The organism is Nostoc sp. LPT (assembly GCF_017115165.1).
Classification (GTDB): domain Bacteria; phylum Cyanobacteriota; class Cyanobacteriia; order Cyanobacteriales; family Nostocaceae; genus Nostoc.
Genome location: NZ_JABXKF010000175.1, coordinates 11,231 through 23,695, shown reverse-complemented (window position 1 = coordinate 23,695; position 12,465 = coordinate 11,231). Strand labels below are relative to the sequence as shown.

Sequence of the window (12,465 nt, the reverse complement as noted above, 5' to 3'; positions counted from 1 at the left end):
TACATTATTGCCAAGGGAGATTAGGAATATCTTGAATAATATCAGGGAAAGCAACTTCTGCAATCTGATACAGGTATCGAACCGCATAAAATTCACTAATAAACCCAATCGGTTTTATACCATAATTACGTTTATTGCAGGAGATGCCTCCATTAGGAGTACCATTTAATTGAACTATTGGATATAGTCTTACGTTCAAACAATTTCTTCATTATTCACTCAGAACTTAGGACTTAGGACTTTTATAGAGAAGAAACCACCAAAACTCTAGTCCGATCAAGGCAAAACCTGCGATCGCAACACCAACTTTCAAGCCCAAAGGTTGCTGAATACGTTGGAATTGGCTGCTTTGCTCTGATGAATGGGCTGGCATTTCTGCTAATGTTACACCTGATGTGCCAGTGAGAAGTGCTAAAGCTATCAGGCTTCCCCAAAGCGTTTTTTGATTGAACATTTCCTAAATTAACCTGCAATTATGAGATAGTTTTTGGTTGAAAGTTACGCAATCTGAGGGCATTGCTAACAACAGAAAGCGAAGAAAGAGCCATCGCAGCGCCGGCGATAATTGGATTGAGTAACCAACCAAAGATAGGGAACAGAATTCCTGCCGCAATGGGAATACCAATGACGTTGTAAATAAAGGCAAAGAAGAGATTTTGCCTGATATTGTTGATGGTGGCGCGGCTAAGTTGAATTGCTGTGACAATTAAGAGCAAATCTCCAGAAATTAGGGTGATATCGCTAGCTGCGATCGCTACATCTGTTCCCGTACCAATGGCAATTCCCACATCAGCCTGTGCTAGCGCTGGCGCGTCATTTATGCCATCACCTACCATTGCGACAATTGAGTACTGAGTTTTGAGTGAGAATTTATGAGAATTCTCTCCCCTTGCTCCTCTGCTCCTCTGCTCTCTTTGCAAAGCTTGAATAATCGCCGCCTTTTGATCTGGACGCACTTCGGCAAAGATTCGCTGGATGCCAACTTGTAGAGCGATCGCATCAGCAGTTTTACGATTATCTCCGGTGAGCATTACTACTTCTAAACCTAACTTCTGTAAGGCTTTCACCACTGCTGCTGACGAAGGTTTTAGGGCATCAGCAATACCTATTATTCCTTGTAGTTCGCCATCTACAGCAATCAAAATAACTGTTTTACCAGCCGCTTCCCAAGCATCTTTATATTGCTGGAGACTCATGGTGTTAATTCCAAGTTCTGTTAACCAGCGTTGTGTACCAATTTGCACAAGCTGATTTGCAACAACTGCTTGCACACCACTACCTGCATTAGCTGTGAAGTTCTTTGCATCTATTAAAGTCACTTCTTGAGACTGGGCGTATTTTACAACCGCTTCAGCTAAAGGATGCTCAGAATTGCGTTCAACCGTTGCTGCTAACTGTAAAAGCTTGATTTCATTACCATTAGCTGTGCCGTTGACAGTTACAAAGTCTGTAACTGTAGGTTTCCCTTGAGTCAAAGTGCCAGTTTTATCTAGGACAATGGTTTGAATTTTGTGTGCTAGTTCTAAGCTGTCAGCACCTTTGATCAAAATGCCATTTTCTGCACCTTTACCCGTCCCCACCATTACAGATGTGGGGGTAGCTAAACCTAAAGCACAGGGACAAGCGATAATCAGTACACCCACCGTTGTCATTGTGGCTAGGGTGAGATTGCCAGTGAAATTAAACCAAATGACGAAAGTGGCGATCGCGATCGCAATCACAGCAGGTACAAACCATCCTGTCACTTGATCTGCCAAGCGCTGAATAGGTGCTTTAGAACCTTGTGCTTGTTGCACCAGTTTGACAATTTGAGCCAAAAACGTATCATTTCCGATTCGTGTCACCCGAAACTGAAATGCACCAGCACCGTTAATCGTCGCCCCAATCACCTCATCTCCTGGCTGCTTTTTGACTGGCAAACTTTCACCCGTCACCATCGCTTCATCTACTGTCGAAGCACCTGCAATCACTTCCCCATCTACCGGAATCTTTTCACCAGGCCGCACCAAAATCACATCGTTAATTCTGACTTCGGCGATGGGAACATTAATTTCTATTCCATCACGAATGACTCTGGCATCTCTGGCTTGCAGTCCAATTAGTTTGCGGATGGCTTCAGAAGTTTGTCCCCTAGCGCGATTTTCCAACAATCGCCCCAGCAAAATTAAGGTGATGACAATGGCGGCAACTTCATAATAAAGATGAGGTATCAAACCCTGAGCAATAAAAAATTTTGGGAAAACAGTGACAAACAAAGAATATAGATAGGCTGCACTTGTACCTAAAGCAATTAACGTGTCCATCGTCGCTGTATGGTGCTTGAGGGATTTCCAGCCATTCCGGTAAAAAGATCCACCACACCAAAAGATTACGGGTGTTGTCAGCACTAACTGCACCCAAGGATTCTGAAGAAAACTTGGAATTAAAGGTAAATTTAGCCCAGTCATCATGGGCAACGATCCTAAAAGTAGGAAAGTGCTGATTACACCTCCCACCACGACTTTGAGAGAGAGTTGGCGTTGTAATGCTTGCCTACTCGCTTTTTCAGCATCATCTTCTTCAAAGAGCAATTCTTCTTGGAGTGAGTCAGAAGAGTATCCCGCAGATGCGATCGCAGCTTGGATTTTTTCTAAATTCGCTAGAGAGCGATCGTATTTGATGGTAGCTTGCTCTGCTCCAAAGTTAACGTTGCAGTCAATCACCCCAGAAACAGAGCGAATTGCCTTTTCGATATTGTTGGCGCAAGCAGCGCAACTCATGCCTCGAAGTTTGAGTGTGAGAGTATCCATGCTGGGATTGGGGATTGGGGATTGGGGATTGGGGATTGGGGATTGGGGATTGGTTATTCTCCTAGTACCCAGTCCCCAGTCCCCAGCCCCCTTTGTTTAAGCAACTGGATAACCAGCAGCAGCCAACGCTTCCTTAATTGCTGTTTCTGATGCTTGAGTTTGTACACTAACAAGCTTGGTTGTTGGATCAGCCTGAACGCTAGCATTGGCATCGACTGCCTGAAGTGCTTTGGTGATGGTGCTTGCACAAGCAGAACAAGCCATGTTGGGAACTGTGAGTTGGAGAGTCATAGATTTACGGGATAAAATGAACAACTTAGCCAGATCGAGCTGGATGACTGAAACGTATCCCTCACACATCAGAAATTTCTGGTTGAGAGTCGCCTTGAATTTATCCTAGACTCTCTAGCCGGCTGGAGAGTCTAGAGATTTTTAAAAGTTTTTTGCTAAACTTCAAATTTCTTTACAAATTTGGTTTGACTGAGTAACATTGCCCATCAAAAATACAACGTACTACAACCCGATTTTCAGCCCCAACTCTTGGAGACGCTACGCGAACGGGGAAGTCAAAAGTCAAAAGTCAAAATTAATAATCCCCATAAATAAATTTAGGGGCTTGTATCATGAGTCTTTTTGGGTCATCCAGAGTTTCTTAGTTATATGAGCTAAAAATAGCAATGTGGCAACGTCTAATAGCAAATTCGTCAGTTTTATTGCTGGTTGCTTCGCTTCTATACCCTTGGTTAATAAATTGTTGCTATCAGTGAGTGATATCAGCAGCTAGTACAGCACGGCAGAAATAAACCTACCGTTCAAAACAGCCACAAAGCCCAAAATTAAAGCCTTTTGACTTTTGACTTTTGACTTCTGCCTTGCGGTACTAGTTACTTAAACAGGAATAAATACCTGTGGAAGATGTCGGAATTATTGACGGGAATGTTGAAGAATGCGGATGAATAAAATCTCTAAATTTTGAATTGACTCAATCGCTTCTTGATGGTCTTTGTGCTTGTCCTGTTGCTGAAAGGATGAAGTTAGTTGTTGACAGTTGAAAAATCTCACTGGAGTTGCTTGAATTTATTATTTGCCGATAGCAATAACTCTTGAGCTTTTAAATAAACAGTTGTACCTTTTTCTACCTTTTCTAATTGGTTAATAATACTGTGTAACTGACTAATTACACGATTGCGATCCAAATTTTTGGGGTCAGTGGGAATTGAAGCCATTAAGCTTTCTATTTCTCGTTGTGCCATGAAGAAAGCCTGTACAGAATCTGCCTCAGCTTGTCGTCTTACTTTGACTTGACCCAAATTAGCCTCATAAGTTGCTAATAACTTTTGTGCTTGGGCATAACCAACCAAATCTTCAGAAGAAATCTGTTTTAACCGATTAATGGCTTCTGACCATAAATTTTCTATTTGTTCCCATTCGGTAACTGTGTGCGGTGGATTTTGACCAGCTTTAGCAGCTTGCCAAGAAAATTGCTGCGCTGCGGTAATTAAAGCACTAACGCGTTCATTTCCCGCTGCTAATCCTACAACTTCTTTAAAATCACGCTTGTAGGCATCTAGTTGATTTTGAGCAGTTTTTCCGGCTAAGGTTTGTCCGGGAATCTCTTCTAACTTATCCAATGCTGAACGCCAAGCTGCGATCGCCGACTTTTTATCGGTTACTGTTGTAGCAATTTGATACTGCTGTTTTGCATTCAGTAATGCTTGACTATTATCATTGAGCAAGGTTTGAGCGTTCTTTTCTTGAAAAACCTTGGCTTCTAGTTGTCCTACTTGACGACGCGCTGCATTCAGACCGTAAACGCTGAACCGCCAGTCGTACCACCAATATTTGTATTCCGGCCAATCGTCAACCAACCCAACTGGCAAGTTATCCAAATGTGTTTTTGTCTGTTGCAGTTGCTGTTCACCTAATGCTAAATCTGCTGCACTAGTGGGTTTTTCAATCAAGTATTCAGCTTGCTCAAGTGATGCCAACGCCTGCCGATAGTTTTGTTCCACACTCATGTAACTGGGTAGCAATAAAAAAGGCGCATTTTGCACCACAGTCCGGCGAATTATTGGGTAAGGCAGATTCGCCATCCAAATTACACCTGTGGGAATGCCGATAAGTATTGCTATCCATATCAATTTAGTACCTATACCTCTATTGGCTTTAATAGGTCTTTTTTGATGGGATATACTGCTAACTTGCCCTTGTGCTGCTATTTCCTGTTCTAATTCAGCTAGAGTTTTTGGTTTTGATGGTTTTGCTGGTTGCTTGGGCACTATAGGTTGTTGGCTGATTACAGATGAATTTATCCCAGAAACATTTTGAGAGTTATTACGGGAAAATTTTTTAGTAATTTTGTGTAAAAAGGTCATAGATAGATTCAGTGCTTAGTTTAGTATTCCCTAACTAAGCTCAAAATAAAAACAATACCTGGCTTTTTACAAAAGCTCCAAGGGTGCGATCGCTCTTATATAGTATTTATGTACTGTATAGGGGTATCCACAGGTGATATTGATGTGTAAGTTGAAGCAGAAATGGTAGACGTTGTAGCGTGGTTGAGTCCGGTATTGACGTTTAAGGCGTAGCTGCTAAATAAAAAGCCCCTGGTGTTGACCAGGGGTATCCATCTTTATTCCCTCATTTAGAATGGCATCTATGAAGCTATTGTAAATCCGTATCGATGCAATAACTGCATATTCATGATGATTATTTTGCAATTAAGAAATGAAATGAAGTTTTGGCACTCGTTTTGTGTAAATACTGGCAAATTTCAGTAACCTGGATTGTAGCGATCGCCTTCTGATCAAGTGTAAATTTTAGTTCTCATCGCAGCCTTTGAGCATGGAAACCACTATTTCGAGATATTCTTCAATGATCAACAACAGTAAAGTTGGGGCACAAAGATTATCAATCGTCTAACAGCCAACTTGCAGAAAGCTTTTCCAGAGATGAAGGGGTTTCCAGTTCGCAATCTCAAACATGTGCAAGTAATGTGCGGGGGATTTGCTGAAGCTTATACAGACGAGAAATTTGTACAAAGAGATGCAAAAAAACGGAGAAAGTATTTGATAACTTCTCCGTCTCTCTGCGTCTTCCATAAACAACTACTACCAAATTCGATTTCCATTTTCGTCAAGTCGTGCTTGCCGAATTACATCTGAAATCTCTTCAGCATCTTTAACGTGGTGAAGTGCCTTTTTTTCGCCGTCGGGTTCATCCACAACGAAGTAAGTCGGGACTGTGATTCTCTCGCCTGCAATGTCTGGTACATCATCAACCGCCGCCTGTTTAGCCTTCTCTTCTATTGATTGAGGCTTATCAGAAATTCTATCTCCTGGATTTGCGGTTAAATTTTCTTTGTTTACGTCTAACTCACGAGAATCCCGGTCTTCAGTTACTGGTTGATTAATTTGATTTTCTTGATTTTTCTCACTCATGGCGCTTTCAGTTGTTAAAATATGGAACTCGACTAACAACAGCTTAAAAAATTAAAGGTATAAAGAATTCTCTCTCTGGAGAGAGTTTGAAAAGATATTTTGAAGATATTTTTTGAACAACATATCTTAGGTTATAGCCTAGCTCTGAAGTTGATAAATAACCTCATCCTCCAGAAATAAATAGTAATTAAAAATTAAAGTTCAGGAGCAACTCTTAAAAAAAGCAAATTTTCTGAAAATTAACTGACAGTAAACACAAATGTATATTAATCCTAATGCGATCGCACCGTGATTATCTGATTATTTAAGACGGGCCACAAATTGCTGAGTACGCTATCAGTCCAATCTGCACCCATTTAGGATGTACAGTCAAGTGGGATTTTGAGAAGAATCACTTTATTTGTCCTTGTCATCGATCTCAATACGATTCTCAGGGTCGAGTTGTTCGTAGCCCAGCTAAACGTTCTTTACCACTAATCCCCGTAGTAGTCAAGCAAAACCAAATTCGTTTAGTTGATCGCAAACCTGCTGTAGATCCTCGTTAATCTACTAATAACCAATCAAATGTCACAATTCCACCATACTTTTTCAGGAAGTTATAAATTATAAAAGACTAACAAAAATTACTGCATGATTTAAATTTGTCGGATAAGCTGACAACAGCAGTTTTATTCTCAAACCAATGACCGCAAGTAGTCCCAAAATTTTAGCCCTGGACTTTGATGGAGTGATTTGCGACGGATTAATTGAATATTTTGAGGTAGCATGGCGTAGCTACTGTGAAATTTGGTCTTCTGCTAACGACACACCACCAGATGATTTAGCTTTGAGATTCTATCGCCTAAGACCTGTTATTGAAACGGGTTGGGAAATGCCCATTTTAATTAAAGCCTTGATAGATGGAACTCCTGACGAAAAAATTCTTCATGAATGGGTAAGCATTGCCCCACAAATTTTGTTAAATGATAAGCTAGAAGCAAAAGAAATAGGTGCGAAACTAGATAAGCAGCGAGATGAATGGATTACCACAGATTTAGATGGTTGGCTGAGTCTGCATAGATTTTATCCGGCGGTAGTAGAAAAAATCAAATTAACTATTGACAGTGGAGTTAAGCTATACATTGTAACAACTAAAGAAGGGCGTTTTGTACAACAGTTGTTGCAACAAGAAGGAGTGAATTTACCACCAGAAGCAATCTTTGGGAAAGAAGTCAAGCGTCCCAAATATGATATTTTGCGAGAATTAATCCAGTCAGTAGAAGACAAGCCAGTTAGTCTCTGGTTTGTAGAAGATAGACTCAAGACATTACAGTTAGTCCAACAGCAAGCAGACCTTGAGGATGTGAAACTTTTCCTTGCAGACTGGGGCTATAACACCCAAGCCGAACGGGAAACTGCTCAAAACGATCCACGAATTCAGTTGTTATCACTTTCTCAGTTTGCCAAAGATTTCTCAGCTTGGCTTTAATATATTAAGTATCTAGTGAAAAAGAGACGTAGCAGTGTTACGTCTCTACAATAGTTCTGAATAATACATATCTAATTTATGGACGTATCTATCTAAATAAAATTATGTATTTTGTAAATTTAGGTGAAATAATAACTTACAAGTATTCACTCCTTACTTCGCACTTACTTTTATGCTTGACCTAACAAAACTGGCGCGAGAAATGCAGGGTTTAAGTCAGCATCTTACCTTAGAAGCTGCTGCCAGTCGTCAGCGTTTAGAACTGGCACAACAACATTTAAAAAATGCTTACGAGTGCCAACAAGATTTAATCGATCGCCAGGAAAAATGGCGCGATCGCATTCTCTTTGCTAATGCTACCCCAATTGAAGCACTAGAAACCTGCATCGATATCCCTATTCCGCCAAAAATTCATACTGTCATCGCTACTGATGGTTCCCAAATTGCCCCCAACCATCATGAAATTGCTTACTGTTATCTGCTAAATATCGGCAGAGTCGTCTTACACTACGGACAAAATCGCCATCCGCTACTCGATAGTTTGCCAGAAGTATTTTACCGCCCAGAAGATTTATATATGTCTCGGCAGTGGGGAATTAGAACTGAGGAATGGATGAGTTTCCGCCGCACTGCTTCAGAAACAACGGTGTTAGCAGAACTGGCGTGTAGTGCAGCGCTAGGGGAAACGCCAGCGCTAGCGATGGTAGATGGTTCGCTAATTTACTGGTTTTTAGAACAGTTACCGATTGATGCACGCGATCGCATTTTACCCCCCATCCTGGAAGCTTGGCAGCAGATGCGTGAGGCTAAAATTCCGTTGATGGGCTATCTTAGTGCCTCTCGCAGCATCGAAACCATGAACTTTTTACGGCTATTGGCTTGTCCCCATCCAGTACCAGACTGTAAAAGTCATTGCCCAAATCAGCTAGAAAAAGTACCTTGCAAAATTTTTGAACAGTTGCGAGATACTTCTATTTGGGGAACCCGACTCAAACCCGGACAACGTAGTACTCTGTGGCGCAGTAATTCGCCCATTTTGGAACTTTACGGCGATCAAACTATTTACTTTTGCTATGTCCACGTTGGCACTGAAATCGCCCGAATTGAAGTTCCGGCATGGGTAGCAGAGAATCCAACCATGTTAGACCAAGCACTGGGACTGATGTTAGCACAAGTTCAAAAAGGGTATGGTTATCCTGTAGCGATCGCTGAAGCGCATAATCAAGCAGTAGTAAAAGGTGGCGATAAAGCGCGTTTTTTTGCCCTACTCGAACAACAAATGATTAAAGCTGGTTTAAAAAATGTCGGAACCTCCTACAAAGAAGCCAGAAAGCGCGGGAGTATTGCTTAAAATAATTCGTAATGACGCTCCTGCGTCGCTAACGCTGCGCTAACGTAATTCGTAATTCGTAATTCATAATTGAATTCTTAACTAAGAATTACGCTTTACGGTCTTAATACCTTAGCTACTTAAGGAAAATGACAGATAAAAATTTACGTAACACTTCTTATCTTAAGTTTAAAATCTAAATGTTTACTTTACAGCTTTTTAGGGAAACCTTTATTTAGTAGAGAATTAAGTCAACAGCTAGCTAGCTTACTCAGTAAAAACTAGTAGATACTTATTGGCTTTACTATCAAGTTCATTACGTTTTTATTCGTAAGTAACTAGTCTTAGTGATAACTGACATTAGGCAAGTCTCTAGATTGAAAGATTTTATTGCAATGATTATTCAATTTTAACGATAAACGTATTACCTTTTATCCAAAAATCTTCATACCTAAAAAGCTGATGAAACTAGTTAAATCTGAGTACAAACAATCTGAAAAAAAATACTCTCGATTTTTCTCACTTTCTATAGATTTATTGTGTATTGCTAATTTTGATGGTTATTTTAAGTATTTAAATCCAGTATGGACAAAAACATTAGGTTGGTCAATTGATGAACTAGTTGCTAAACCTTTTATCGAATTTATTCACCCTGAAGACCGTGAATCAACTATTGCAGTAGCCCAAAAAATTACACAATCTGTAGACGCAATCAGTTTTGAAAATCGCTATCTTTGTCAGGATGGTTCTTACAAATGGCTATCGTGGAATGCGACTGGTTTCAGTGAAGAAAAGTTGATTTATGCAGTAGCTCGTGACATAACTCTTAACAAAGAGAATGAGATAGCACTAAAAAATTCTATCCAAGAATTAGAAGCTTTTAAATTTGCCTTAAATGCTCATTCACTGGTAGCTATTACTGATAGAACTGGAAGAATAACCTATGTCAATGACTTATTTTGTAAAGTTTCTCAATATTCTGCAGAAGAACTTTTAGGGCAAGATCATCGAATTATCAATTCTGGACACCACACAAAAGAATTTTTTGCAAATTTATGGAAAACTATTGCTCAAGGAAAAATATGGAAAGGAGAAATTCAAAATAAAGCCAAGGATGGTACTTTTTATTGGGTAGATACTTTGATCGCCCCAATGTTGGGACAAGATGGAAAACCCTATCAATATGTATCAATTCGTACAGATATTACACACCGCAAGCTTTCAGAGTTAGCTTTATTGGAGCGATCGCGCTTGTCAGTTTTGAGTGCAGAAGTCAGTTTAGCCTTATCTCAAAGTGGCACACTTCCAGAAATTTTGCAAAATTGTACAAATACTATTTCCCAATATCTTGATATCGGTTTTGTTTGTATCTGGACATTTGAAAGACAGACAAATCAGTTACAATTGCAGGCTGGTGTTCATTGCACAGATATTAGTTGTAGTGCTTTGAGCGATACCCAAGATTTCCCAGAGCATATTGCTTTAGTCAATAATATTATTGGCTTAATGATTCAAAATCATCAAGCAATTTTTAACGAAGAACTATCAATTAATAATTCCAATGAACTTCTAAATTCTACATTATCAATTTTACGATTTTCTGCTTATCCCCTAATAGTAGAGCAGCAAATAATCGGTATAATGGCTTTATTTAGCAAGCAATTATTTACCGAACCAACTCATAACCTCTTAAATTGGATTGCTAATAATATTGCTGTGGCTATTGACCGAATCTGGGCGCGAGAAGAACTCTTCAGTCGTCGGGAAGCTTTATTACTGCGTTTAGCTAGCCAAATCCGCAGTTCTCTTAACCTAGATATGATCTTAGAAACTGCTGTGAATGAAATTCGCAGCTTATTACAAATTGACCGTTGCTACTTTCTTTCTTATTTACCGCATCCATCTCAACCAAGCCTGACTATTAGCTATGAAGCGCGAAATCCTAACTTGGCAAGTATGTTAGGCAGTATTCCACTGCAAAAAAGTACTTTTTTGACTCAAAACCTTCTCTCTCAAGAACTAAGCTGCATCGACAATATTAATAGCAAATCACATCTCGAATATGATGTGCAAGAACTTTTAACTGAGTTTGGTATTACATCTCAACTAATGCTACCAATTAAGAGTAATTCTGGGGAAATTGGAGCAATTGTGTGCAGTCATTGTAGTGGCGATCGCATTTGGACTAACAGTGAAATTAACCTATTACAAGCTGTTTGCGATCAACTAGCGATCGCCATCGATCATGCACAAGTTTATACTCAAAGTCGCACTGCTACTTTAGAAGCTCAAACTCAAGCTGAAAAACTCACCGAAACCTTGCATAAATTGCAACAAACTCAATCTCAACTGATCCAGAATGAAAAAATGTCTAGCTTAGGACAATTAGTCGCTGGAGTGGCCCATGAAATTAACAATCCAGTTAGTTTTATTCATGGTAACTTAACCTATGCTAACGAATACTTTCAAGAGATGTTAACTCTCTTGCACCTTTATCAACAACATTATCCCCAACCGGAAGTAGAAATTGAAGATTTTGCTGCAAAAATTGATATTGAATTCATTACTAGCGATCTTTCTAAACTCCTATCCTCGATGAATATGGGTACTAATCGTATTCGTGAGATTGTTTTGGGATTGCGAAATTTTTCTCGTCATGATGAAGCAGAAAAAAAACTAGTTGATATTCATGAAGGAATTGACAATACGTTATTAATTTTGCATCACCGCTGGAAAAATAATGGAATTGGCTTAAATATATCTATAGTTAAAGAATATGGTGATTTGCCTTTAGTTGATTGCTATCCTGGGCAGCTTAATCAAGTCTTTATGAATATTTTAACTAATGCGATCGATGCTTTAGAAGAATCAATGGTCAGGATAAAAACAAATTATAAACCGCAAATTATAATTCGTACTGAAATTTTAGAGAGTAAATTTGCTGTTATCCGAATTGCTGACAACGGATTAGGAATGGTAGAAGACATTAAAAAGCGCTTATTTGATCCATTTTTCACCACAAAAGAGGTAGGAAAGGGAACAGGTCTAGGACTGTCAATTAGCTACCAAATTGTAGTAGAAAAACATGGTGGAATCTTGAATTGTATATCAGAACCAGGACAAGGCACAGAATTCTGGATTCACATTCCAATTTAAAATACTCTACGTTTAAAAACGCCACGATTTTCCGCAAAGCTGTACTTTGAGATTTGTTTCAGAAAAAATATGTAAATAGCCCTCTGCTCACATGTTATGCCTAACTGATAACTGATCTTAGTCCACATGAGCAAACTAAGGTCAGTTAGTCGTTCGGTACTCTAAGATCAACTAAGTAAGACGACGTAAATAATTAAAGGTTTGTAGTGAGGGCTAAAGCCATATTTTCAGGGCTGAAGCCCTCACTACAAAATAATTTGAATATTTTTTACATTAGTTAAT

At 39.4% G+C, this 12,465-nt stretch carries 11 protein-coding genes and 1 pseudogene; 5 read left to right on the top strand and 7 right to left on the bottom strand.

Going from position 1 to position 12,465, the window contains the following annotated elements; all coding sequences use genetic code 11:
* Window positions 1–4 precede the first annotated feature (4 nt).
* From HWQ58_RS33855 to HWQ58_RS33830, 6 genes are all read right to left on the bottom strand, one after another.
* On the bottom strand, window positions 5–199 hold the full coding sequence (locus HWQ58_RS33855) for a hypothetical protein (RefSeq protein WP_292872553.1): 195 nt from the start codon (window positions 197–199) through the stop codon (window positions 5–7).
* A 27-nt stretch (window positions 200–226) separates the two neighbouring features.
* Window positions 227–454 (bottom strand): hypothetical protein, encoded by a 228-nt coding sequence (locus tag HWQ58_RS33850; protein ID WP_292872551.1) that lies wholly within the window; start codon window positions 452–454, stop codon window positions 227–229.
* 19 nt (window positions 455–473) lie between these two features.
* On the bottom strand, window positions 474–2,789 hold the full coding sequence (locus HWQ58_RS33845) for a heavy metal translocating P-type ATPase (protein WP_292872549.1): 2,316 nt from the start codon (window positions 2,787–2,789) through the stop codon (window positions 474–476).
* A gap of 96 nt (window positions 2,790–2,885) precedes the next feature.
* Window positions 2,886–3,080 carry a heavy-metal-associated domain-containing protein gene (locus HWQ58_RS33840; protein WP_292872547.1) on the bottom strand — a complete coding sequence of 65 codons (195 nt, stop codon included), beginning with the start codon at window positions 3,078–3,080 and terminating at the stop codon, window positions 2,886–2,888.
* A 633-nt stretch (window positions 3,081–3,713) separates the two neighbouring features.
* Window positions 3,714–3,851 (bottom strand): hypothetical protein, encoded by a 138-nt coding sequence (locus HWQ58_RS33835; protein WP_292872545.1) that lies wholly within the window; start codon window positions 3,849–3,851, stop codon window positions 3,714–3,716.
* Window positions 3,848–5,164: a hypothetical protein gene (locus HWQ58_RS33830; protein WP_292872543.1), complete on the bottom strand. Its 1,317-nt coding sequence runs from the start codon at window positions 5,162–5,164 to the stop codon at window positions 3,848–3,850. The genes HWQ58_RS33835 and HWQ58_RS33830 overlap by 4 nt, the downstream gene beginning before the upstream one ends.
* A 528-nt stretch (window positions 5,165–5,692) precedes the next feature.
* On the opposite strand from HWQ58_RS33830, the pseudogene HWQ58_RS38650 reads away from it, so the two are divergent.
* Window positions 5,693–5,953, top strand: a pseudogene (locus HWQ58_RS38650) (hypothetical protein); the annotation flags it as partial.
* Here the strand turns inward: HWQ58_RS38650 and HWQ58_RS33825 are convergent.
* Window positions 5,900–6,229, bottom strand: a complete 330-nt coding sequence (locus tag HWQ58_RS33825) for a hypothetical protein (protein WP_292872541.1) — start codon at window positions 6,227–6,229, stop codon at window positions 5,900–5,902. The pseudogene HWQ58_RS38650 and the gene HWQ58_RS33825 overlap by 54 nt on opposite strands.
* 320 nt (window positions 6,230–6,549) lie before the next feature.
* Here HWQ58_RS33825 and HWQ58_RS33820 point away from each other — a divergent pair, with 320 nt between their 5' ends.
* From HWQ58_RS33820 to HWQ58_RS33805, 4 genes are all read left to right on the top strand, one after another.
* Entirely contained in the window at window positions 6,550–6,774 is a 225-nt protein-coding gene (locus tag HWQ58_RS33820; RefSeq protein ID WP_366839138.1) for a Rieske 2Fe-2S domain-containing protein, read from the top strand.
* A gap of 137 nt (window positions 6,775–6,911) precedes the next feature.
* On the top strand, window positions 6,912–7,697 hold the full coding sequence (locus tag HWQ58_RS33815; protein ID WP_292872539.1) for an HAD family hydrolase: 786 nt from the start codon (window positions 6,912–6,914) through the stop codon (window positions 7,695–7,697).
* A 172-nt stretch (window positions 7,698–7,869) separates the two neighbouring features.
* Window positions 7,870–9,048, top strand: a complete 1,179-nt coding sequence (locus HWQ58_RS33810) for a DNA double-strand break repair nuclease NurA (RefSeq protein ID WP_292872537.1) — start codon at window positions 7,870–7,872, stop codon at window positions 9,046–9,048.
* Between the two features lie 441 nt (window positions 9,049–9,489).
* Window positions 9,490–12,183 carry a PAS domain S-box protein gene (locus HWQ58_RS33805; RefSeq protein ID WP_292872535.1) on the top strand — a complete coding sequence of 898 codons (2,694 nt, stop codon included), beginning with the start codon at window positions 9,490–9,492 and terminating at the stop codon, window positions 12,181–12,183.
* Window positions 12,184–12,465: the final 282 nt, after the last annotated feature.